22 protein-coding genes are annotated in these 20,939 nt (G+C 62.6%); 10 read left to right on the top strand and 12 right to left on the bottom strand.

All coding sequences use genetic code 11. The features are described from left to right. Positions 1–3: 3 nt before the first annotated feature. Genes ACEN84_RS20570 through ACEN84_RS20560 form a run of 3 tightly spaced genes read right to left on the bottom strand, consistent with a single transcriptional unit; the run spans position 4 to position 2,482 of the window. A complete protein-coding gene (locus tag ACEN84_RS20570; RefSeq protein WP_413709736.1) occupies positions 4–714 on the bottom strand; it encodes a TfuA-like protein in 711 nt (236 codons plus the stop codon). After that, positions 711–1,913 (bottom strand): YcaO-like family protein, encoded by a 1,203-nt coding sequence (locus ACEN84_RS20565; RefSeq protein ID WP_413709735.1) that lies wholly within the window; start codon positions 1,911–1,913, stop codon positions 711–713. Before ACEN84_RS20565 ends, ACEN84_RS20570 begins: the two co-directional genes overlap by 4 nt. Positions 1,914–1,930: 17 nt before the next feature. Further along, positions 1,931–2,482, bottom strand: coding sequence for a DUF922 domain-containing Zn-dependent protease (locus ACEN84_RS20560; protein ID WP_413711332.1), 552 nt, complete (start codon positions 2,480–2,482; stop codon positions 1,931–1,933). Positions 2,483–2,655: 173 nt separating this feature from the next. Here ACEN84_RS20560 and ACEN84_RS20555 point away from each other — a divergent pair, with 173 nt between their 5' ends. Continuing rightward, positions 2,656–3,783 carry an ATP-dependent DNA helicase gene (locus tag ACEN84_RS20555; protein WP_413709734.1) on the top strand — a complete coding sequence of 376 codons (1,128 nt, stop codon included), beginning with the start codon at positions 2,656–2,658 and terminating at the stop codon, positions 3,781–3,783. Between the two features lie 42 nt (positions 3,784–3,825). On the opposite strand, the gene ACEN84_RS20550 is transcribed toward ACEN84_RS20555, so the two are convergent. Next, positions 3,826–4,518 (bottom strand): MerR family transcriptional regulator, encoded by a 693-nt coding sequence (locus tag ACEN84_RS20550; RefSeq protein WP_112715323.1) that lies wholly within the window; start codon positions 4,516–4,518, stop codon positions 3,826–3,828. Positions 4,519–4,949: 431 nt separating this feature from the next. Between ACEN84_RS20550 and ACEN84_RS20545 the strand changes: the two genes are divergently transcribed. Then, complete coding sequence (locus ACEN84_RS20545) at positions 4,950–5,702, top strand: pyridoxine 5'-phosphate synthase (RefSeq protein WP_413709733.1); 753 nt, start codon at positions 4,950–4,952, stop codon at positions 5,700–5,702. Positions 5,703–5,764: 62 nt separating this feature from the next. Here the strand turns inward: ACEN84_RS20545 and ACEN84_RS20540 are convergent, their stop codons facing one another. Then, positions 5,765–6,649 carry an SDR family oxidoreductase gene (locus tag ACEN84_RS20540; RefSeq protein WP_413709732.1) on the bottom strand — a complete coding sequence of 295 codons (885 nt, stop codon included), beginning with the start codon at positions 6,647–6,649 and terminating at the stop codon, positions 5,765–5,767. A 110-nt stretch (positions 6,650–6,759) separates the two neighbouring features. Between ACEN84_RS20540 and ACEN84_RS20535 the strand changes: the two genes are divergently transcribed. Continuing rightward, on the top strand, positions 6,760–7,179 hold the full coding sequence (locus ACEN84_RS20535) for a winged helix-turn-helix transcriptional regulator (RefSeq protein WP_112715317.1): 420 nt from the start codon (positions 6,760–6,762) through the stop codon (positions 7,177–7,179). Between the two features lie 8 nt (positions 7,180–7,187). Here the strand turns inward: ACEN84_RS20535 and ACEN84_RS20530 are convergent, their stop codons facing one another. The 4 genes from ACEN84_RS20530 to ACEN84_RS20515 form a co-directional block, all read right to left on the bottom strand. After that, positions 7,188–8,396, bottom strand: coding sequence for an MFS transporter (locus ACEN84_RS20530; protein ID WP_413709731.1), 1,209 nt, complete (start codon positions 8,394–8,396; stop codon positions 7,188–7,190). 77 nt (positions 8,397–8,473) lie between these two features. Continuing rightward, complete coding sequence (locus ACEN84_RS20525) at positions 8,474–9,091, bottom strand: TetR/AcrR family transcriptional regulator (protein ID WP_199629129.1); 618 nt, start codon at positions 9,089–9,091, stop codon at positions 8,474–8,476. Between the two features lie 84 nt (positions 9,092–9,175). Continuing rightward, the gene (locus tag ACEN84_RS20520) at positions 9,176–10,093 is read right to left on the bottom strand and encodes a GNAT family N-acetyltransferase (RefSeq protein WP_413709730.1); all 918 of its coding nucleotides are present in this window, start codon (positions 10,091–10,093) and stop codon (positions 9,176–9,178) included. Positions 10,094–10,153: 60 nt separating this feature from the next. Continuing rightward, positions 10,154–10,867, bottom strand: coding sequence for an aspartate/glutamate racemase family protein (locus ACEN84_RS20515; protein ID WP_413709729.1), 714 nt, complete (start codon positions 10,865–10,867; stop codon positions 10,154–10,156). A 156-nt stretch (positions 10,868–11,023) separates the two neighbouring features. On the opposite strand from ACEN84_RS20515, the gene ACEN84_RS20510 reads away from it, so the two are divergent. Further along, complete coding sequence (locus ACEN84_RS20510) at positions 11,024–11,488, top strand: Lrp/AsnC family transcriptional regulator (RefSeq protein WP_112715307.1); 465 nt, start codon at positions 11,024–11,026, stop codon at positions 11,486–11,488. Positions 11,489–11,577: 89 nt separating this feature from the next. Continuing rightward, positions 11,578–12,843 carry an NAD(P)/FAD-dependent oxidoreductase gene (locus ACEN84_RS20505; protein ID WP_413709728.1) on the top strand — a complete coding sequence of 422 codons (1,266 nt, stop codon included), beginning with the start codon at positions 11,578–11,580 and terminating at the stop codon, positions 12,841–12,843. A 231-nt stretch (positions 12,844–13,074) separates the two neighbouring features. On the opposite strand, the gene ACEN84_RS20500 is transcribed toward ACEN84_RS20505, so the two are convergent. Next, positions 13,075–14,121, bottom strand: coding sequence for an NAD(P)-dependent alcohol dehydrogenase (locus ACEN84_RS20500; protein ID WP_413709727.1), 1,047 nt, complete (start codon positions 14,119–14,121; stop codon positions 13,075–13,077). A gap of 188 nt (positions 14,122–14,309) precedes the next feature. Here ACEN84_RS20500 and ACEN84_RS20495 point away from each other — a divergent pair, with 188 nt between their 5' ends. The 3 genes from ACEN84_RS20495 to ilvC all read left to right on the top strand — a co-directional run bounded on the left by ACEN84_RS20495 (position 14,310) and on the right by ilvC (position 17,050). Continuing rightward, positions 14,310–15,218: an AraC family transcriptional regulator gene (locus ACEN84_RS20495; protein WP_130278063.1), complete on the top strand. Its 909-nt coding sequence runs from the start codon at positions 14,310–14,312 to the stop codon at positions 15,216–15,218. 111 nt (positions 15,219–15,329) lie between these two features. Beyond that, entirely contained in the window at positions 15,330–15,980 is a 651-nt protein-coding gene (locus ACEN84_RS20490; RefSeq protein WP_112715303.1) for a TetR/AcrR family transcriptional regulator, read from the top strand. A gap of 50 nt (positions 15,981–16,030) precedes the next feature. Further along, positions 16,031–17,050 (top strand): ketol-acid reductoisomerase, encoded by a 1,020-nt coding sequence (gene ilvC / locus ACEN84_RS20485; protein WP_112387060.1) that lies wholly within the window; start codon positions 16,031–16,033, stop codon positions 17,048–17,050. A 52-nt stretch (positions 17,051–17,102) separates the two neighbouring features. On the opposite strand, the gene ACEN84_RS20480 is transcribed toward ilvC, so the two are convergent. Beyond that, entirely contained in the window at positions 17,103–17,690 is a 588-nt protein-coding gene (locus ACEN84_RS20480; RefSeq protein ID WP_413709726.1) for a class I SAM-dependent methyltransferase, read from the bottom strand. Positions 17,691–17,772: 82 nt separating this feature from the next. Continuing rightward, positions 17,773–18,873, bottom strand: coding sequence for a branched-chain amino acid aminotransferase (locus tag ACEN84_RS20475; RefSeq protein WP_413709725.1), 1,101 nt, complete (start codon positions 18,871–18,873; stop codon positions 17,773–17,775). A gap of 284 nt (positions 18,874–19,157) precedes the next feature. Between ACEN84_RS20475 and ACEN84_RS20470 the strand changes: the two genes are divergently transcribed. Both ACEN84_RS20470 and ACEN84_RS20465 read left to right on the top strand, forming a co-directional pair. Continuing rightward, entirely contained in the window at positions 19,158–20,381 is a 1,224-nt protein-coding gene (locus ACEN84_RS20470; protein WP_413709724.1) for a PLP-dependent aminotransferase family protein, read from the top strand. A 110-nt stretch (positions 20,382–20,491) separates the two neighbouring features. After that, complete coding sequence (locus tag ACEN84_RS20465) at positions 20,492–20,938, top strand: GNAT family N-acetyltransferase (RefSeq protein WP_413709723.1); 447 nt, start codon at positions 20,492–20,494, stop codon at positions 20,936–20,938. Position 20,939: the final 1 nt, after the last annotated feature.

Here is a 20,939-nt window from a genome sequence, read left to right as displayed (position 1 = left end):
CTGTCACGCATTTCTTTCGAGGGCGTCCCAGAGCGTGGTCCTGTTGAAGCGCCAGTTCTCTGGCGGGGCCGTATATGTATCGGGAGCGGCAATCACTGCCGCGAGCAGTTCCTCGGCATCGCGGCGCTTCTGGTCGATGGCATTGGCGGCGATCAATCGCGTCAGCTCTTCAGCGCGCGTAGCCTCGATTTGCGCTGCGGCCAGAATGGATTTCCAGGTCCGCTGTTTGAAGAATATTTCCCGAGCGCTTTCATCGAGGATCCGCTGTTCCTCATGGCCGATCAACCCGCGGGCTAGCATGTCACCAAGCGTGGACACGACATTGACGAGCGGTTCGCTGAGCGAGCGGTAGCCGAGTTCGCCCGGCGCATGCAGCTGGGCGACGGCGCTGTCGTCTTCGAGTTGGCCGCTCGCATACATCTCATAGATCCGGCCGATGCCGGTCATGCCATAGGCGGCGCATTCGGCGGCGCGGAGCGCGCCCATGCTGGCGGCGCCGAAGACGCGGATGCCCTGCGACAGGGCGAAAAGGATTTCCTTGTGCCAGATGGGGGCGGCATATTCGAAATAGCCGTCGACGATGCCGATGACGGTCGCGCCGTCTTTCACCGCGCGGAAGACGTCGCCCTGCGATGCAGGAGGGCGGATATCGATCTCGCCGCCTGCAAGCTTGCTGGCATCCGGGAACGTCGGGCCGACGAAGACGGTCTTCATAGGAACTCCATCGATCGCGAGATGGCGCGCGGGCCAAAGCGGTGCTTGCGATTGCCCTCGGGATTCTCGAGAGCGGGGATGAAGATTTTCGAGACGGCAATCGGCAGGCCGGGCTCCTGGAGCTCGACAGCGATGGCGGGACCGAGGCCCGCGGCGCTGAGCTTTTCGAGGGTCAGGGCGAGGAGCGCGGAGGTGCCGAACGGGAGGTCGCTGTTTGCGATCCCCACTTCCCGGACGTGCGCGGCGAACAGGGCTCGTATCGCTTCCGGCAGCGGCCGCGCAAAGACCTCGGGCAGGATATCGTCCCGGGCGCCGCTGATGAAGGTCAGGCGCGACTGGGCGGCTTCGGTGATGGCCCGGATGACGGCGCGGACGGGATTGGGGTGGCAGCCGCATCCGTGAGTGACGTCGACGAAGCGGACATGTCTTGCCTCGGTGACATTGCCGGGGCCGAGCAGGGCCGCGATGCAGGGGATGCCGATATCGCTGGTGACGTCGAAGAGGCGGAGCGAAAGACCGGCAGCGGCGATGCGCGCGCAAAGGCTGTCGATCGCCGGATCGGCGAATGTTTCAGGTGACAGTGCTTCGATCTGGCCCGGCGGTGTCATCTGCCACAGGGCGTAGGCGTCGCGTTCGATCCGTTCGAGAAGCGCATGGAGCCTCGCTTCCTCGACGGTGTTGCCGGATGCGAGGCCGTCGGAGGATTGCCAGAAGCGGCAGTCGGACACCGTGCGGTCGAGCGGGATCGCGTCCCTGGGGACGTAGATGGTGGAACCGTCCTCCAGGCTCGTGCCGGCGACCCATTCCAGCAGCCCATCGGCTTCGATGTCATTGTGGCCGGCTGCTATCAATTCGTTCAGCGGATGCCAGCGGGCGCCCGATGCGGAGAGTTCGGTGCCTGTTGAAAACCGGCCTGCCAGATGCGGCTCGCCTGCGATCGCGCGCTCCAGCGCTTCCATGGCGGCGGACACTTTTGCGTCCGTATCGGTGAGACCCTTGCCCTGGTTGATGACGATCGAGCGGGCGTTGGGAACGATGGCGTTCCAGACGGGGATGCCGATGCAATCGAGGCCGGTGACGCGGGCGAGGCGGGTGATGCCGTAGCGGCTGAGCAGTGGGGCGATGCGGGCGAGCGTTTCCTCCGGCGCGCAGGCGCGGTCCGAATAGATGCCGGAATTCTGACGCTCTACCTCCGTCACATCCCTTCCTTCTGATATCAGGGGCCGTTGACCAGCTTCAGGATCAATGTCTGGACATTGCCGCCGTCGCCCATCTCCACCTTGTCGAAATCCCGGCCCTGCTGGCGCTGGTGGCCGGAAAGCTCGCCAAGCCGCTGCTGCAGGGTGACGCGGATCTTCTTGCATTGCGGATCGTCGGCTGCCGTCAGGCCGAAGCTGAAGGCTTCGATCTCTCTGACCATCTCCTTGATCGTCTCGCCATGCCAGTGCTCGTGCGTCTCGACGCCCGCAAGGAAGCTCTGCCAGCTGGCTTTGACGGCAGGCGGCAGGTCGACCGATGGCTTCGGCAGCGTGTAGATGATGATCAGCTTGGGGCGCGCCACCGTGATCTTGCAGGCATTGTCCGGCTGCACCTCGTATTTGCGGGTCCAGGTCAGCTTGAAGGTCGTGTGGGCGATGACCCGGCCATTGCCGGCAGCGGGGCCGCGCTCGCCGATCGACTGGTAGAGCTCGGCACCTGTCCGGCCCGATATCGCATAGGTCTTGATCTGCTCGACGGGCTGCCAGTCCGCATGAGCGGCGGCGGGCATCACGAGCGATGCCGTGATCAGAGCAAGGCCTGCAATATTCTTCACGCGATTCCCCTTCGATGCGAGCTCTGCGAGACTAAGGGCGAGGGCGGCACCTTTCAATCTCGGCCTTGCGCAACTGAGGGGCGTTTTCGCCTTGCGTCCGGCTCGCGAATCCTGCCAAGTCGCTCATCATGCAATTTGCTCCGCAACAGGATGAAGCCCTGAAGGCCGTTTCGAAATGGCTGAAGGAGGGCAGGTCACCGCTCTTCCGTCTTTTCGGCTATGCCGGAACGGGCAAGACGACGCTTGCGCGCCATTTTGCCGAGAATGTCGATGGCGACGTGCTGTTTGCGGCTTTCACCGGCAAGGCGGCGCAGGTTTTGCGCTCGCGCGGTGCTTCGAATGCGAAGACCATCCATTCACTGATCTACCGGCCGCGCGGCGAGGAAGCCGTCGAGGACGAGGAAACCGGCAAGACCTCGATCGCGCCGATGTTCACCATCAACCGGCAGAGCCCGGTCGCCAAGGCGGCGCTGATCATCGTCGACGAATGCTCGATGGTCGATGAAGCGCTCGGCAGGGACCTGATGAGCTTCGGCACGCCGATCCTCGTGCTCGGCGATCCCGGCCAGTTGCCGCCGGTGTCGGGTGGCGGCTATTTCACCAATCAGGATCCCGATTACCTGCTGACGGATATCCACCGCCAGGCGCGCGACAACCCGATCATCAAGCTCGCCATGCAGGTGCGCGAGGGCAACGAGATCATGTTTGGCGACTACGGCGCTGCGCAGGTGATCTCGAAGAACGAGGTCAATCAGGCGCTGGTCATGGATGCCGACCAGGTGCTTGTCGGCACCAACCGGACGCGGCGGCGCTATAACCAGCGGCTGCGCGAGCTGAAGGGCTTTTCGGCCGATTATCCGCAGACCGGCGACAAGCTCGTCTGCCTGCGCAACGACCCGGCCAAGGGGCTGCTCAACGGCTCGCTCTGGCAGGTGATGACGTCGTCGAAGGAGACGACGAAGCCGGGTATCAACCTGTTGATCCGCCCTGAAGACGACGACATGGATCGGGGTGCGGCGAAGATCAAGCTATTGAAGCAGGCCTTCGAGGATGTCGAGGGCGAGATCCCCTGGAATACCCGCAAGCGCTATGACGAGTTCGACTACGGCTATGCGCTGACCGTCCACAAGGCGCAGGGTTCGCAGTGGAACAATGTCGTGCTGTTCGATGAAAGCTGGGCTTTCCGCGATACGCGCGAGCGCTGGCTCTACACGGCGATTACCCGCGCGGCGGAGACGCTGACGATCGTGCGGTAGTTGGACAGGCGTGGCGGCGCCGTTCCTGTTGTTATGTTTCCGTCAGACCTGAACGATACCGAGCAGGACGGCCTTGGCGATCGCCTGGAAGCGGTTGTTTGCCCTGAACTTCAGGATGATCGCGGATTCGAGCGCCTTTGCCTCGTCATGGGTGAGATCCAATGCCCTGGCGATGCGTTGCGTCGAATAGCCCTCGGCCATCAGCGACAGGCAACGGCGTTCCTTGTCCGAGAGACCGGCCGGATCATCGTTGTCGTTCAGCGGCGGCATGTCGCCCTGGGCGTCGAGATCGAGCAGGTCCCCAACCTGCTGGAGCTGGCGGTGCAGGGTGGACATTTCGGCCGTCAGCTCTCGCTTACGGACGCCGAGCGCTTCGCGGAACATCGCCTCGGCCTCGTCCTGCGAGCGGGCGCGGCGCAGCTCGTCCATCAGATCCTGGATGACGGCGATCGGCATGCCGGTTTCGCGGCAGACGTTGATGACGGCCATGCGCATCACGTCGTCCTGGCCGTAGACACGCATCAGGCCTATGCGGTTGGCCGAGAGCAGGCCCTTTTCCTCGTAGAAATGTAAGGTCCTGTGGGTGACACCGAATGCATTCGCCATGTCGGCGATGGGCACCGGTCCATCAGGGAGATCCGGCGGCAGCGCGGCAGAAGGCAGGAACCGGTATTTGGACCGGGCCTCCGAAGCGTTGCCGGCGGCAGCAAACATGCGTTTGGAACCGTCTGGCATGAACCCTCCTAGGGCATACTGTTGCACCTCATGCGGTTGCCAGTTGCTTCGACGGCGCTGTGGAGTGGGGTTTTCCTCGAGGCGTTCTTGTCGTTGGGTAAGGAAGCAGTACGCGGCGTACTAAACTCGAACCATATTCTTCACGTTATGCGTGAACGGTCTTTTTTGTAAGTGCTAAAAATAATCGTTTTTAAATAGGATAGCAATGAGTGCCGGAATGCCCGGAATGCCGAGAAAAGATAGCCGGATGCCGTTTGCGGGAGCGAAAAGATTTCTTCCAGCTGAACGGGAAATACTCAAAGCGGTACTGAAGACATCACGCAGCGTGAAGCATCACAGATTTGCATGCGGTCATCTGCGAATCTCGTTGGCCTTGAGGGCGCCGTTGGCATAAAAGCGGAGCACGCCCCGACACCGAATGGATCATCGCCATGCCGACAACGCTTTCCGTGAACCTCAACGCCATCGCCATGCTGCGCAATCGCCGCGATCTGCCGTGGCCGAGCGTCGAAGCGCTGGGGCGGATCGCGCTGAAGGCGGGAGCTAGCGGGCTGACGGTACATCCGCGGCCGGACCAGCGCCATATCCGCTTTTCCGACCTGCCGGCGATCCGCAACCTGATCGACGACGAGTTTCCGGAAGCCGAGTTCAATATCGAGGGCTATCCGACCGAAGATTTCCTGGAGCTCTGCCGCAGCGCGGCGCCGGAGCAGGTGACGCTGGTTCCCGATGATCCCAGCCAGGCGACATCCGACCACGGCTGGAATTTCCGCAAGGACGAAGCCCTGCTCACGGACGTCATTGCCAAGCTGAAGAAAATGGGCACGCGCGTTTCGCTGTTTGCCGATGGCGACGGCGATGTCGAGGCGGTGAAGATCGCCAAGGCGGTCGGCGCCGATCGCATCGAGCTTTACACCGGCCCATACGGCGGCTGCTACGATGCGCCGGAGCGGATCGGACCGATCCTCGAAGGGCTTGGAAAGACGGCGGATGCGGCGCTGGCGATCGGTCTCGGCGTCAATGCCGGCCACGACCTGACGGTCGCCAATCTGCCGCCGCTGGTGAAGCGCATTCCGAAGCTCGCCGAAGTTTCGATCGGCCATGGGCTGACGGCGGATGCGCTGGAATATGGCATGGCGGAAACCGTCCGCCGCTTCTGCCGCGCCTGCGGCCAGAAGGTCTGATGCGAAAAGCCCGCCGCGGTGGTGCGCAGCGGGCTCTCCTTCAGCACTCTTTTCGCCTGCAATCAGGCGGTGAGCGCTGCCTTGCGGTCTTCGATGAACTTGCGGAGCGTCTGAGGCTCCTTGCCGGTCAGCGTCGTGAAGTCGCCGCTGAGGCTATCGAAATTGCCGGCGCGGATATTGGCGTCGGCCGATACCAGCATGTCGACGACGAAGGACGGCAGACCGGCGCCGGTCAGGCCGGCGGAAAGCTGCTCGTCGGTGACATCGATCACTTCGAGCGGGCGGCCGGTGATGGCGGTGACGGCGGAGGCGACATCGGCGATCGAGTAAGAGGTCGATCCCGTCAGCGTGTAGGTCTTGTTCTCGGGCTTGCCGACGAGGGCGGCGGCGATCGCGAGGGCGCAGTCTTCGCGGGTGATGTAGGGCACCTTGCCGCCCTTGGTCGCCGTGTACCACTTGCCGCCTTCGAGATTATGCGGCAGCGACATCATGAAATTGTCGAAGTACCAGGCGTCACGCAGGATCGTGTAGGGCACGCCGCTTGCCTTGATGGCATTCTCGGTGCCGAGATGGTCGGGCGCGAAGGTGACCAGCGATTTGTCGGGCGAGGGCATCGACGTATAGGCGACATGCTTGACGCCGGCCTTTGCAGCGGCGTTGACGGCAGCGGTGTGCTGCTTCAGGCGCTGGCCGGGAACGGCGAGCGCATCGGTGCTGATGATGAGAACGGTACCGGCGCCCTCGAAGGCGGAGACGAGACCGGCGGCATCATCGAAATCGGCCTTGCGGGTGGCGACGCCCTTGGTGGCGAGATCAGCGAGCTTCGACGGATCGCGGGTTGCGGCGATGATCTTGCTGGCCGGAACCTTGTAGGTTTCGAGCAGGTGGTGGACAACGCGCTGGCCGAGCTGGCCGGCTGCGCCGGTGACGAGAATGGTATCGCTCATGGTCTTCCTCTTGGTGGTCTCAAAAAGAGAGTAGCTCTAAAATAGGAATTGACCGCGTTCTGTAAAGAAGGCAGTTTTGGCGCCATACGTTACCAAAAGGGAACCACCCCATGAGCGGCGCGGTCGTCAACCTGAAAAGCAAAGCGGCATCCGGCATTCGCCGCGAGATCGATTTCGGCGAGCTGAATTTCGATAACTGTCCGGTCCGGGACATGATGCAGCAGATCGGCGGGAAGTGGTCGACGCTGATGATCGAGGCCTTGTCGGCGCGGCCCTATCGCTTCGGCGAGCTGCGGCGGAAGATCCCGGATATCTCGCAGCGCATGCTGACGCAGACGCTGCGCGACCTGCAGCGGGACGGCTATATCGAGCGCGAGGTTTTTCCGACCAAGCCGCCGAGCGTCGAATATCGCATCACCGATCTCGGGCGTTCGCTCTATGCGACGATGGCGCCGCTGTTGAACTGGGCGGAAGCGAACCATGATGCGGTTCGTGCCGCCCGTCTCCGCTTCGATGCCGCGGAAGGCTGAGACGCGGCTTACTTGCCGCGTCCCTCGGTGAGGAAGAGCAGGAAGGCGAAAGCCGGGAAGCAGAAGCCGATCCAGGCCGTCATCGTCCAGCCGCCCGTTGCATAGGCCCAGCCGCCGAGGGCCGAGCCGATGGCACCCCCTGCAAAGAAGGTTGCCATGAACAGGCCGTTGAGGCGGCTGCGGTGCTCGGCGCTGATCGCATAGATCGCACGCTGGCTGCAGACGAGATTGGTGGTGACACCGAAATCAAGCAGGATTGCGGAAGCCGTCAGCAGGCCGATCGCCAGCGTCGAACCATCCGTTGCGAAATGGCTGACCAGGAACGAGCCCATGCCGAGCAGCATGGCGAGCGTCGAGGCGGCCTTGGTCATGCCGCGGTCAGCGAGGCGGCCGGCAATCGGCGAGGCGATCGCACCGGCGGCACCGGCAAGCGCGAAGACGGCAATGCCGTTCTGCGTAAAGCCGAAGGCGGGGCTAGCGAGCAGCAGCGGTGTCGTCGTCCAGAACAGGCTGAAGGCGCCGAACATGCCGGCCTGGTAGAGTGCGCGGCGTTGCAGGACCCGCGAGGTCAGCGCCAGGTGGCCCATCGAGGCGAGCAGTGCGCCGTAGCTGAGCTTCGTATGCGGCTTGCGAACCGGCAGTGTGGCGCGCAGCAGCAGGACGAGCAGCACCATGATGACGGCGGTGACGTAATAGACCATGTGCCAGGACGAGGCCTCGGCGACAAAGCTGGCGAAGGGCCGCGCCAACATGATGCCGCAGAGCAGGCCGCTCATGACATTGCCGACGACGCGGCCGCGGCTTTCATCCGGCGCCATATGGGCGGCGAAGGGCACGACGACCTGAACGGCGACCGAGGAAAGGCCGATACAGAGAGAGGCGAGCAGGAAGAGCGAGGGCGTGGAGGCGAACGAGGCGCCGACGAGGGCGACGGCGGAGGCGGCGATCAGCACAAGCACGAGGCGGCGGTTTTCCAGGAGGTCGCCAAGCGGAACGAGCAGCAGCAGGCCGAGGCCGTAGCCGATCTGGGTGAGCGTGACGATCAGGCCCGTGGCGGCCGGGGTGAAGCCGAGATCGGCGCTGATCGGGCCGGCCAGCGGCTGGCCGTAATAGAGGTTGGCGGCGACGAGGCCGCAAGTGGCTGCGAACAGAAATGTCATCAGCGACGAGATTGCCGGGGAGGCGGCCGTCTCGTCCGTTGCCGAGGAAATGCTCATAAGAACTCCAATATGCGGATCTGGGGGAGGATCGGTATAAAAAGTCGGTTCAGGCCACCCGTTTCGGGCGGGTGGAATCAGGTCAGTAATTTCATCGCGGTTTCGGCCACGGCATTCATTTCGGCCGCCGTGCTGCCGGTCTTGCCGACGATGCGCATGCCGTTCATCACGCAGAGGAGGCTGATCGCCGCTGCGGCCGGATCGACGGACGGCGAGATGGAGCCGTCGGCCTGACCGATAATGATGAGATCGAGGATGAACTCCTCGTTCGACGTATAGGCATCCTCGATGCGCTTGGCGGCCTCGGCGTCGAAGGTCGAGATTTCATTGGCGCTGCCGACGACGAGACAGCCGCGGCGGCCGGATTCGCCATGCGAGGAGACGGCGTAGAGGCCGAGCAGGGCCCTGAGCTTGTCGCGGCCGGTTTCGGCGCCGATCATGCTTTCGCTGATCTTGCCGCGGCGGATGGCGCGGTAGCGGTCGAAGGCGGCGAGAAAGACGCCGCGCTTGTCCTTGAAGGCCTTGTAGACGCTGCCGGAGGTGAGCCCCATGGCCTCGGTCAGTTCGCTGATCGAGGTGGCGTGGTAGCCGCGTTCGGAAAACACCAGAAGCGCCTTGTCGAGGGCGGCATCCATATCGAATTCGCGCGGGCGGCCGCGGCTGCGGCTTACGTCTTCGGGGGCGAGCGTCGTCATGGTTCACTCAATTAGGAAATGATCGTTTCCAAATCAAGTGAAATTTTTACGATGCACAAGCGTCAGAGCACCAATCGATTGACCCTAGAGCTCGAGGACCCAGGTCTGGCCGTTCTCCTCCGGGCCGAACATGCGGTGTCTCTCTTCGGAGACAAGCCTGAATCCGGCCTTCACATAGATGGCGCGAGCCGGGTGGAGGACGTCGTTGGTCCAGAGCGAAATCTGCCGGTAACCCTTTGCTTTTGCGAAGCGGATGCATTCGTTGACCAGCGTCTTTCCAAGTCCGAGGCCGCGGGCGGCCTTGTCGACATAGAGCAGCCGCAGCTTGGCGATGCCATCGCCGCCATTGGTGATCAGGATCGAGCCGATGTTGATGCCGTTGCGCTCGGCGATCCAGCAATATTCCATGGCCGGATCGAAATGCGCCAGGAACTTGCCGGCGACCTCGGCGACGAGGCCTTCGAAGCGCATGTCCCAGCCATATTCCTCGGTATAGGCCTTGGCCTGGCTCTGGACGATCCAGCCGATATCGCCGGGGCGGTGGGCGCGGATGATCGGGGCCGGAGACTTGGCTTTGGGGTCGAGCAGCGAGCGGATTGTCTGCATGGCGCTAACGACGCTCTGCGGCTCGCCATCTGCCAGTGTCACGAAACGCTCCGCAAGCTGGGCGTTGGAGCGGCGGCCGAACTCTTCGAACTGCTGCTGTCCCTTCTCGGTGACGTGGATGATCTGGCTGCGCCTGTCGCTCTCGTCGACTTTGGTCTCGATCAGGTCTTCGGCGCGGAAGCGCTTGAGGATTCGGCTAAGATAGGCGGGGTCGAGCTGCAGATCAGAGGCAAGCGTGGTGGCGCTGATGCCCTTGTGCGAGCCGATCTCGAACAGTACCCGCGCATCGGTCAGCGTGAAGGGCGTATCGAGATAGGCCTTGTTCAGGACGCCGAGGAAGTTGGTGTAGAAGCGGTTGAAGTCGCGGGCGGCTTTGATGAGCGCGGAATCGGTCATGGACAAAATCTCCTGTCGAAGATTTTGTCCATTATTTATTTGACTGAGTCAACCAAATGCTCAAGCGGCTTTCTGCTTGCGCTCGTCGCCGATGGAAAAGCCAACGGCGGCCTGGGCGTGGATCGCCGTGGTATCGAAGCCGGGCAGGGGCAGGTTGTCGGGGTCGAGGATCAGGCAGATCTCGGTGCAGCCGAGAATGATGCTGTCGGCGCCTTTGGCCTTCTCGCGCTCGATGATCTGCATCAGCTTCTGGCGCGAGCTGTCCAGCACCTTGCCGGCGCAGAGCTCGTTGAAGATGATGTCGTGAACGACGGTCCGGTCTTCGGCTTCGGGAACGACGATCTCGACGCCGAGGTTCTTCATGCGATCGGCATAGAAGCCATGCTCCATCGTGTAGCGCGTGGCGAGCAGCAGCGGGCGCTTGCGGCCGGCCGCCTTCAGCGAGGCTGCCGTTTCGTCGATGATGTGGATCAGCGGCACGGAGATGCGGGCTGCGACCCTGTCGGCAATCAGATGCATGGTGTTGGTGCAGATGAGGATGCTCTCGGCGCCGGCGATCTGCAGTTTCAGGGCCACGTCGCCCAGGCGGCGGGCGGCGCCATCCCAGTCGCCGGCCTTCTGCATGGCGACGATGTCTTCGAAGTTGACGGAATGCATTAGCAGTTCGGCCGAGGACAGGCCGCCGCAGCGCTCGCGCACCATCTCGTTGATCATCCGGTAATAGACTGCAGAGCTCTCGAAGCTCATGCCGCCGATCAGGCCGATTGTGCGCATTTCCGTTCTCCCATGTCATGTATTCGATGTGCAAATCATGCCGCACACCGCGCGCCGAATGTTTGCATTGTTTTAGCGGCAATGCGACACGGCGCTTCCATTTTGTGGAGAAATGACGGATCGTGCAAAAATTGAGCGCATGATGGAGGTGAGGCAATGCTTGATGATCGCGACCGCAGGATTCTCGACCTGCTGCAGGCGGATGCCGGGATATCCGTCAGCGAGCTTGCCGAGCGGGTGTCGCTCTCGGTCTCCGCCTGTTCGCGCCGCATCCAGCGGCTGGAGGAGAGCGGCTATATTGCGCGCCGGATCGTCGTTCTCGACCGGGAGAAGATGGGCGTTCCGACCACCGTCTTCGCGCTGATCAAGACCGCGCATCATTCCGATGAATGGATCGAGAGCTTTCGCAAGGCGATCAGCAGCGTGCCGGAGATCGTCGAGGCGCACCGGCTGACGGGCAATCACGATTATATCCTGAAGATCGTCCTGCCGCGGGTCGAGCATTACGATGTCATCTACAAGCAGATCGTCCGCAAGATCGAGCTCTTCGATGTCTCGGCCTCGATCTCGATGGAGATCCTGAAGAGTGGCACGGCGATCCCTGTCGGATACGCCGGATAGCTGCAGGGGAGCTATTCGCAAACGTTCATTGAAACTGCCCTGGAAGTGACGACATTAGCGTCGGCTGAATGACGCTTAAGGGGGTTGTCATGAGCGAACATCGCGTCGTCGTTGTCGGCGGCGGTTTCGGCGGGCTGCAGCTCGTCAATGATCTCAAGGGTGCCGGCGCGGCAATCACGCTCGTCGACCGGCGCAACCATCATCTTTTCCAGCCTTTGCTCTATCAGGTCGCCACGACCATCCTGTCGACCTCCGAGATCGCCTGGCCGATCCGTCATCTCTACGGCAATCGTCCCGACGTGACGACGCTGCTCGGCGAAGTCACCGGTGTCGACAGCGCGGCCAAGACCGTCAGCTTACGCAACGGAATGACCTTGCCCTACGATACGCTGGTGCTGGCGACCGGGGCGACCCATGCCTATTTCGGCCGTGACGAATGGGAGCCGGTGGCGCCGGGCCTGAAGACGCTCGAGGATGCGACGACGATCCGCCGGCGCCTGCTGCTGGCCTTCGAACGTGCCGAGACCGAGGCCGATCCCGCCATCCGCGAGGCGCTGCTGACCTTTGCGATCGTCGGTGCCGGACCGACCGGCGTCGAGCTTGCCGGCATCATCGCCGAGCTGGCGCACAAGACGCTGCCGGGCGAATTCCGCAATATCGATACACGCAAGACCCGCGTCGTGCTCATCGAGGCCGGGCCGCGCGTCTTGCCCGCCTTTGCCGAGGAGCTCTCGGCCTATGCGCAGCGCGAGCTCGAGAAGCTCGGCGTCGAGGTGCATCTGCGCGAACCGGTGACCAATTGCAGCGCCGACGGCGTGTCGATCGGCGAGAAGTTCATCGCCAGCCGGACGATCGTCTGGGCTGCCGGTGTCGAAGCCTCTGCGGCCGCGAAGTGGCTGGGCGTTGCCGCCGACCGGGCAGGGCGGGCGGTGGTCGAGAAGGATTTGACGGCGCCGGGGCTGCCTGACGTCTTCGTCATCGGCGATACCGCGCAGGTGATCCAGGCGGATGGCAAACCGGTTCCCGGCATCGCGCCGGCGGCCAAGCAGCAGGGTTCCTATGTGGCGAAGGTCATTCGCGCCAGGATCGCCGGGAGGCAGGCGCCCGCAGCCTTCCGCTACCAGCATCAGGGCAGCCTTGCCACGATCGGCCAGAGTGCTGCGATCATGGACTTCGGCAGGATCAAGCTGAAGGGCTGGCTCGCTTGGTGGGTCTGGGGCATCGCCCACATCTATTTCCTGATCGGCACCCGCTCACGCTTCGCCGTCGCCTGGAGCTGGCTGTGGATCTATCTGAGCGGCCAGCACAGCGCGCGGCTGATCACGCAGAAGGAGACGATGCGGGAGGAGAGTTAGGGGAAGCGGGTTTTTTGCTTCTTGAAGGCGAGGTTGTGCCCTTGGCCCCCTCATCCGACCCTTCGGGCCACCTTCTCCCCGTTGGGGAGAAGGGAAATGCCGAGATTGCCTCCGCGCCGACTTCCCCTCTCCCCGGCGGGGAGAGGGTAGGGTGAGGGGGCTCCGGGCGCGACGGGTTGGTGGCGCACGGACTTGGTGGGGCGGCGATAGCTGCCGCCACCCCTAAAAGCATCAGGCCGCCAGCGAGGCGATGTCGATGACAAAGCGGTAGCGGACGTCGCTCTTGAGAACGCGCTCGTAGGCTTCGTTGACCTGCTGGATGTTGATCTTCTCGATTTCGGAGACGATGTTGTGCTCGCCGCAGAAATCCAGCATTTCCTGGGTTTCCTTGATCGAGCCGATCATCGAGCCGGAGATGCTCTTGCGGCCGGGGATCAGCGAGAAGGCGTGGACCGGGATCGGGTTCTCCGGAGCGCCGACGACGACCATCGAGCCGTTGACCTTGAGCAGGCCGAGATAGGCGTTCCAGTCGATTTCGGCGCTGACCGTGCAGATGATCAGGTCGAAGGTGCCGGCGAGCTTGGTGAAGGTCTCGGCATCGTTCGTCGCGTAATATTCCTTGGCGCCGAGCTTCAGGCCGTCTTCCTTCTTCGACAGCGACTGCGAGAGGACGGTGATGTCAGCGCCCATGGCGGCGCCGATCTTCACGCCCATATGGCCGAGGCCACCCATGCCGACGATCGCGACCTTCTTGCCGGGGCCGGCATTCCAGTGCTTGAGCGGCGAGTAGAGGGTGATGCCGGCGCAGAGCAGCGGCGCGGAGGCGTCGAGCGGCAGGTTTTCCGGGATCGACAGGACATAGCCTTCCTTGACGACGATCGAGTCGGAATAGCCGCCCTGGGTCGCCGTCTTGCCATCGGCTTCGACGCTGTTGTAGGTGCCGACGAGGCCGGGCATATACTGCTCGTTGTCGACATCGCGGCTGGCGCAGCCGACGCAGCTGTCGACGAAGCAGCCGACGCCGACGTGGTCGCCGACCTTGTACTTGGTGACGTTGGCGCCGACGGCGGTGACGATACCGGCGATCTCATGGCCCGGCACGATCGGATAGACGGCGTTCTTCCACTCGTTGCGGACGGTATGGATGTCCGAATGGCAGATGCCGGCATATTTGATGTCGATGACGACGTCGTCGGCATTCGGTTCACGGCGTTCGAAGGTGAACGGCGTCAACGGCTTGGATGCGTCGGTAGCGGCATAGCCTCTTGCGATTGGCATGGGGTAGTTCCTTCTTTTCAGGAGGGTGGAAGGGATGGCGGACTATGCCCCGGTCTTGCGGCAAGCGGTATAGCGATCCTGCAAGCTTCTTGTACGATCCTGCAAATCTCCTTGCGCCGAAACGCCATCCGCTCCATGATCTGGCCAAGCGCCTGTGGCGTAACATCAAGAAAACAAATGGTAATGTTATGACGTTACATGTTGGCCCCTTCGATGAAATGACATCGATCATTGCCCGTTACGCCAGGAAAGACGGGGATTCCGAGACGGCGATCGAGAATCTGCACGTCTTCAAGGGCAGCTGTCCGACGCGGCTGCAGCACATGGCCTATAAGCCCGGATTCTCGCTGGTCCTGCAGGGAAGCAAGCGGCTGATGGTCGGCTCCGACGTGCATGTCTATGGCGCCGGGCAATATGTGCTGACCTCGCTCGACCTGCCCGTTGCCTCGCATGTGACGCAGGCGACGGCCGATATTCCCTATCTCTGCTTCACGCTGTTCATCGACAGCGAAAAGCTCAGCGATCTCCTGTCAAAGACCAGGATCCAGCGCGTGCCGCCATCGCCTGACGATGCCCGCGGTCTGGTGGTCAAGACGGCGCCGCCGGAGCTGCTCGATGCCTCGGCCCGGCTGCTGCGCTTGCTCGATAATCCGCAGGACATTCCGGCGATGGCGCCGCTGATCGAGCAGGAGATCTCCTATCGCCTGCTGAGCGGCCCCGATGGTCCGCGGCTGCTCGACATGACGCTTGCCGAAAGCCAGAGCCACAAGGTTGCCCGGGCCGTCGCCTGGCTGCGCACCAATTTCGTCCAGCCGCTGCGCATCGAGGACCTGGCCGACCACGTCAGCATGAGCGCGTCGTCGCTGCATCACCACTTCAAGGCGGTCACGGCGATGACGCCGATGCAATATCAGAAGCAGTTGCGTCTGCATGAGGCGCGCCGGCTGCTGCTGACTGAGCATGTCGATGTCGCGACGGCGGGATATCGCGTCGGCTATCAGAGCCCGTCGCAATTCAGCCGCGAATATAGCCGTCTCTACGGTCTGCCGCCGCTGAAGGACATCGAGGCGATGCGCGGGCAGATGGCCGCCGAGTAACGCTTTTCTTTTGATGCGTCGCAGCAACGAATTTCGCTTGACGGCGAAAAGCACCTCGTTCATAACACGCCGCGAACCGTACCGTACGGTACGTATTGGGGAGTGCTTATCGTGTCTGCCGAAACCTTGGAGCCCAGCGAATTTTCGCCGCGTCAGAACGCCGTTCTGGAGCAGGCGTTGCAGCTTCTCGTCGATGGCGGTGAAAAAGCGCTTACCACCTCGGGTGTGGCGCGTGCCGCCAACTGCTCGAAGGAAAGCCTTTACAAGTGGTTTGGCGATCGAGACGGCCTGTTGTCGGCGATGATCGCCTATCAGGCCAGCAAGGTGCGCACCTTCGAGCGCAACGGCGAGCGCCTGACGTCGGCCAGCCTGCACGACCACGTCGTCATCTTTGCCCGCGATCTCCTGGAAGTTCTGGCCGGCGACGTGTCGCTGGCGCTGAACCGCCTGGCGATCGGCCAGTCCCATCGCGATGGCTCCAAGCTCGGCAAGCTGCTGCTCGAACGCGGCCGCCGCCAGATCGACCGCCGCGCCATGGCGCTGATCGATGCCGGCAAGCGGGCAGGGCTATTACGCTTTCATGATGCCGACGAGGCATATCACACGCTTTATGGCCTTGTTGTCTCCGACCTGCATGTGCGCATGCTGCTCGGCGAACCGGGCCTCAAGGATACGGGCCGTCAGGCGGAGAAGGCGGTCACCGCTTTCCTGCGCCTTTACGGCACGGAGAAGGTTCTTGCGGAGATGCCGGCACTCGCCTGATCTCCGCGTCTATCAAACGATGCGACAAGCAAAAGGGAAGGAACTCTACAATGCGCGTCTATTACGATCGTGATGCCGATCTCAACCTGATCAAGTCCAAGAAGGTCGCCATCATCGGCTACGGTTCGCAGGGCCGCGCCCACGCGCTGAACCTGAAGGACAGCGGTGCACAGAACGTCGTCATCGGCCTCAAGGCCGGTTCGCCGACGATCAAGAAGGCCGAAGCCGATGGCTTCAAGGTCATGACCGTTGCCGAAGCTGCCGGCTGGGCCGACCTGATGATGATGGCCACTCCGGACGAACTGCAGGCCGACATCTACAAGGCCGACATCGCCGCCAACATCCGTGATGGCGCCGCGATCGCTTTCGCACACGGCCTCAACATCCATTTCGGCCTCATCGAGCCGAAGGCCTCGGTCGACATCGTCATGATCGCGCCGAAGGGCCCGGGCCACACGGTTCGCGGCGAATACCAGAAGGGCGGCGGCGTTCCCTGCCTCGTTGCCGTTCACCAGAACGCTTCGGGCAACGCTCTTGAACTCGCTCTCTCCTACGCCTGCGGCGTCGGCGGCGGCCGTTCGGGCATCATCGAAACCAACTTCCGCGAAGAGTGCGAAACCGATCTCTTCGGCGAACAGGTCGTTCTCTGCGGCGGTCTCGTCGAGCTCATCCGCGCTGGTTTCGAAACCCTGACCGAAGCCGGCTACGCTCCGGAGATGGCCTATTTCGAGTGCCTGCACGAAGTGAAGCTGATCGTCGATCTGATCTATGAAGGCGGTATCGCCAACATGAACTACTCGATCTCGAACACGGCAGAATGGGGCGAATACGTCACCGGCCCGCGCATCATCACGGCTGAAACCAAGGCTGAAATGAAGCGCGTCCTGCACGACATCCAGACCGGCAAGTTCACGTCCGACTGGATGCAGGAATACCGTGCTGGCGGCTCGCGCTTCAAGGGCATCCGCCGCATGAACGACAGCCACCAGATCGAAGAAGTTGGCGCCAAGCTCCGCGGCATGATGCCGTGGATCGGCAAGAACAAGCTGGTCGACAAGTCGGTCAACTAATCGCTGCTGCGATTGATATTGCGAGAGGCCGGGGCGAAAGCTCCGGCCTTTTTCATTTCCGGGCGGTGAGGAAGAGCCAGCGGGTCGGCTTGCCGTCGTAGCCGCCGCCATCCGCTTCCGATAGCGCGATGTCGCGCCAGCCGCCTGCGGTCAGGCACTGCGAGAGCCAATCGGGCGAGGGGTAGTTGTAATAGCGGCCGAAGCCGTCATGTCCCTCGGCTTCTCCGGCCTTGAAGCTGGCATGCAGGGGAGCGCCCGGTTTCAGCGCGTTGTGGATGCGGGAGAAGACGTCGGGCAGCTCGTCGCGGGGAACGTGCAGCAGGCTGGCTTCCGCCCAGACGCCGTCGAATTCGCCGGTGGCCTGCAGATCCTGAAAGCGCATGACCGTCACCGGCCGGCCGATCAGTTTTTCCGCCTGCCTGGCGAGCTCTGCCGATCCATCCGTCGGCGTCACGTCGAAACCATTGCCCAGCATATAGGCGCTGTCCTGCCCGCCGCCGCAGCCGAGTTCGAGGATTTTTGCGCCTGCCGGGAGTGCGGCGAGGAAGGCGTCGAGGCGCTTTGTTGGCAGACGGCGCTCGCGGGAGGCGTAGGTTTCGGCATTGCCGTCGTAGAAGGCTGAGGTTTCGTCGTTGGACATGCTGGGGACCTCTCCAATAGCAAGAAACCGGGCGAGGAGCCCGGTTTCGAAGGTGGTTTCGTCCGTTGCGGCTAACGCAAGGTCAAGCCGGAATGAGGCGGGTCCAGCCGCGCTCGTCATTGGTGGTGCCCTTCTGCAGGCCGACGAGCTGCTGGCGCAGTTCGGTGGTCAGCTTGCCGGTCTGGCCGTCGCCGACCAGGAACTCGCCGCCGGCATGGCGCACGAGGCCGATACCGGCGAGGACGGCGGCCGTGCCGCAGGCGAAGGCTTCGACGAGCTTGCCGCTCTTGGCGTCAGCCTGCCATTCGTCGAAGGAATAGGGACGCTGTTCGACGCGCAGGCCCTTTTCCTCGGCAAGCACGATGACCGAAGCGCGGGTGATGCCCGGCAGGATCGTGCCACCGAGCGGCGGGGTGACGACCGTACCGTCGTTCATCACGAAGAAGACGTTCATGCCGCCGAGTTCTTCGACCCAGCGGTGTTCGGCTGCATCAAGGAAAACGACCTGGTCGCATTCCTTCTTGGCGGCTTCGGCCTGGGCCACGAGGCTGGCCGCATAGTTGCCGCCGCACTTCGCTGCACCGGTTCCGCCGGCGGCCGCGCGGGTATATTCCGTCTCGACCCAGAGCGACACAGCCTTGGCGCCGCCCTTGAAATAAGCGCCAACAGGCGAGGCGATGATGCAGAAGATATATTCCTGCGCCGGCCGAACGCCGAGGAAGGCTTCGTTGGCGAACATGAAGGGGCGGAGGTAGAGGCTGGCATCGCCCGAGGGGATCCAGTTCTTGTCGACGCGGACGAGCTCTTCGACGGCCTTCAGGAAAAGATCTTCCGGTACGGCGGGCATTGCCATGCGGGCTGCCGACTGGGCAAAGCGGCGGGCGTTTTCTTCCGGACGGAAGAGAAGGACGCGGCCGTCATCAGCCTTGTAGGCCTTCATGCCCTCAAAGATTTCCTGGGCGTAGTGCAGCACGGCGCTGGCGGGGTCGAGTTCCAGCGGGCGACGAGCCGTGACCTTCGCGTCGTGCCAGCCCTTGTCGGCTGTCCACTTTGCCAGGACCATGTGATCGGTGAAGACCTTGCCGAATCCGGGTGTTTCGATCGCCTTGATGCGGTCGGCATCGGAGACCGGAGATTTGTGGAATTCGATTGTGATTTCAGGAGAGGGCGACGTCGCGGTCATTGCTGGCACCTTGGTAGTCCATTGAATAATGCGCGGCACACTACTGCTGCCGCACCTGTTTTGGAAAGGTCTGTTTCAGCGAGTTTCGGCATTTCGTCAGCGAATGATGACTGGGTGCGGCGAATGTTCAGGACAATTCGGCCCGGTTTCCTCATCCGTGCTCCTTTCGAGGGCCAATTCGCCCAAACTTGTCACCGCGACAAGAAAATAGGTCAGCATTGTTGACATAATTTCTGTGCCGTGATGATCTGCCGGCATCATAAAAAGAGACTGAGGAAACCCCGATGCTGAACTGGGATGAAATGTTTGCGACGCGCTCGTCACGCATGCGCGCTTCCGAAATCCGTGAACTGCTGAAACTGCTCGATCAGCCTGATATCATCTCCTTTGCCGGCGGCATTCCGGATCCGGCGCTGTTTCCGGACAAGGAGTTCAAGGCGGCCTATGCCGGGATTTTCGATAGCGGCGCGGTCAACGCGGCGCTGCAATATTCGGTCAGCGAAGGCTACAAGCCGCTGCGCGAATGGCTGGTGAAGCAGATGGCCGGTCTCGGCATCCCCTGCGAAGCCGAAAACGTCTTCATCGTCTCCGGTTCGCAGCAGGGTCTCGATTATCTCGGCAAGCTCTTCCTGTCGCCCAAGGATACGGCGCTGGTGACGTGGCCGAGCTATCTCGGCGCGCTTCAGGCCTTCAACGCCTATGAGCCGTCCTACGACCAGCTGACGCCAAACGGCAACCGCACGCCGGAGAGCTACAAGGCGGCGGCCACGCAGAACGGCGGCAAGGTGAAGTTCGCCTATCTCTCCGCCGACTTCTCCAACCCGACCGGCGAGACTGTCGACCGCGACGGCCGCGAGAAGGTTCTGGCGCTGGCCGAAGATCTCGATATCGCCGTCATCGAGGACGCGGCCTATCAGAACCTGCGTTACGACGGCGAGGCGATCCCGCCGATCCTGTCGCTTGAGATCGCCCAGAAGGGCCATATCAACGATACCCGCACGATCTATTGCGGCAGCTTCTCGAAGACGCTGGCGCCGGGCCTTCGCGTCGGCTTCATCGTCGCCAATGCCCCCGTTATCCGCAAGCTGGTGCTGATGAAACAGGCGGCCGACCTGCATTCCTCGACGATCAACCAGATCGCCATCGCCGAAGTCGCCGAGCGCGGTTTCGATGCGCAGGTCGCCAAGATCAAGGCCGCCTACGGCCATCGCCGCGATGCGATGCTGGCAGCACTCGCCAGGCACATGCCTGATGGTGTCAGCTGGACGAAACCGGAAGGCGGCATGTTCATCTGGATCACGCTGCCGGAGGGTATGGATGGGGCAGCGCTGCTTGCCAAGTCGATCGAGACCACGCGGGTCGCCTTCGTTCCCGGCAAGGCCTTCTTCGCCGACGGCTCTGGCGCCAACGCCATCCGCCTCAGCTTCTCCTGCGCCAACGATCAGATGATCGAGGAGGGAATTGGCCGTCTCGGCAAGCTGGTCGCCGGTGAGATCGGCGCGCTTTAGGGCGAATAGTCTGCGTGATTGGTGCGACGCGACCTTTCGTCGGATGCCTGGTTGCATCGACTCGCCTCGCGTTGCATCTTCCCGCCGCTTCGGAAGGTTGAGGAACGACGATGAGCGGGATCAAGGTCAGGATGGCAACTCTGTCTGATGCCGAGGAGCTGGCGAGGCTGATGGCCGAACTGGGTTATCCGACAACCTCCGACAGAATGACTGCCCGACTTGAGCGGCTGAGCGGCCGTGAGGACCACGCTATATTTGTCGCCGATGAAGACGATACAGTTGCCGGAATGATTGGCTTGTCCGTCTCCCCAACGCTCTACCGGGACGATCTTGATGGTGCCATCGTCGCGCTGGCCGTTTCCTCGAACTTCAGGGGAAAAGGCATTGCCGGATTGTTGGTCGCTCATGGCGAGCGCTGGCTCTATGACCGCGGCGCCCGCCTCGCGACGGTGAAGCCCAACTCCCGCCGCGAAGACGCGCACCGCCTCTACAAGCGTTGCGGGTATGAACATACCGGTTTGAGATTTACGAAGGTGCTTGAAGGACTCGGCGGATAGC

The sequence above is a fragment of the Rhizobium sp. Rhizsp82 genome, from assembly GCF_047325115.1.
Lineage (GTDB): Bacteria > Pseudomonadota > Alphaproteobacteria > Rhizobiales > Rhizobiaceae > Rhizobium.
This window is presented reverse-complemented; position numbering and strand designations above follow the sequence as displayed.

Excerpts from the sequence above, each read along its gene's own strand:
- ACEN84_RS20570 (WP_413709736.1), bottom strand. The coding sequence starts at position 714 with ATGAAGACCGTCTTCGTCGGCCCGACGTTCCCGGATGCCAGCAAGCTT.
- ACEN84_RS20560 (WP_413711332.1), bottom strand. The coding sequence starts at position 2,482 with ATGCCCGCCGCCGCTCATGCGGACTGGCAGCCCGTCGAGCAGATCAAG.
- ACEN84_RS20555 (WP_413709734.1), top strand. The coding sequence starts at position 2,656 with ATGCAATTTGCTCCGCAACAGGATGAAGCCCTGAAGGCCGTTTCGAAA.
- ACEN84_RS20550 (WP_112715323.1), bottom strand. The coding sequence starts at position 4,518 with ATGCCAGACGGTTCCAAACGCATGTTTGCTGCCGCCGGCAACGCTTCG.
- ACEN84_RS20545 (WP_413709733.1), top strand. The coding sequence starts at position 4,950 with ATGCCGACAACGCTTTCCGTGAACCTCAACGCCATCGCCATGCTGCGC.
- ACEN84_RS20540 (WP_413709732.1), bottom strand. The coding sequence starts at position 6,649 with ATGAGCGATACCATTCTCGTCACCGGCGCAGCCGGCCAGCTCGGCCAG.
- ACEN84_RS20535 (WP_112715317.1), top strand. The coding sequence starts at position 6,760 with ATGAGCGGCGCGGTCGTCAACCTGAAAAGCAAAGCGGCATCCGGCATT.
- ACEN84_RS20530 (WP_413709731.1), bottom strand. The coding sequence starts at position 8,396 with ATGAGCATTTCCTCGGCAACGGACGAGACGGCCGCCTCCCCGGCAATC.
- ACEN84_RS20525 (WP_199629129.1), bottom strand. The coding sequence starts at position 9,091 with ATGACGACGCTCGCCCCCGAAGACGTAAGCCGCAGCCGCGGCCGCCCG.
- ACEN84_RS20520 (WP_413709730.1), bottom strand. The coding sequence starts at position 10,093 with ATGACCGATTCCGCGCTCATCAAAGCCGCCCGCGACTTCAACCGCTTC.
- ACEN84_RS20515 (WP_413709729.1), bottom strand. The coding sequence starts at position 10,867 with ATGCGCACAATCGGCCTGATCGGCGGCATGAGCTTCGAGAGCTCTGCA.
- ACEN84_RS20510 (WP_112715307.1), top strand. The coding sequence starts at position 11,024 with ATGCTTGATGATCGCGACCGCAGGATTCTCGACCTGCTGCAGGCGGAT.
- ACEN84_RS20505 (WP_413709728.1), top strand. The coding sequence starts at position 11,578 with ATGAGCGAACATCGCGTCGTCGTTGTCGGCGGCGGTTTCGGCGGGCTG.
- ACEN84_RS20500 (WP_413709727.1), bottom strand. The coding sequence starts at position 14,121 with ATGCCAATCGCAAGAGGCTATGCCGCTACCGACGCATCCAAGCCGTTG.
- ACEN84_RS20495 (WP_130278063.1), top strand. The coding sequence starts at position 14,310 with ATGACGTTACATGTTGGCCCCTTCGATGAAATGACATCGATCATTGCC.
- ilvC (WP_112387060.1), top strand. The coding sequence starts at position 16,031 with ATGCGCGTCTATTACGATCGTGATGCCGATCTCAACCTGATCAAGTCC.
- ACEN84_RS20480 (WP_413709726.1), bottom strand. The coding sequence starts at position 17,690 with ATGTCCAACGACGAAACCTCAGCCTTCTACGACGGCAATGCCGAAACC.
- ACEN84_RS20475 (WP_413709725.1), bottom strand. The coding sequence starts at position 18,873 with ATGACCGCGACGTCGCCCTCTCCTGAAATCACAATCGAATTCCACAAA.
- ACEN84_RS20470 (WP_413709724.1), top strand. The coding sequence starts at position 19,158 with ATGCTGAACTGGGATGAAATGTTTGCGACGCGCTCGTCACGCATGCGC.
- ACEN84_RS20465 (WP_413709723.1), top strand. The coding sequence starts at position 20,492 with ATGAGCGGGATCAAGGTCAGGATGGCAACTCTGTCTGATGCCGAGGAG.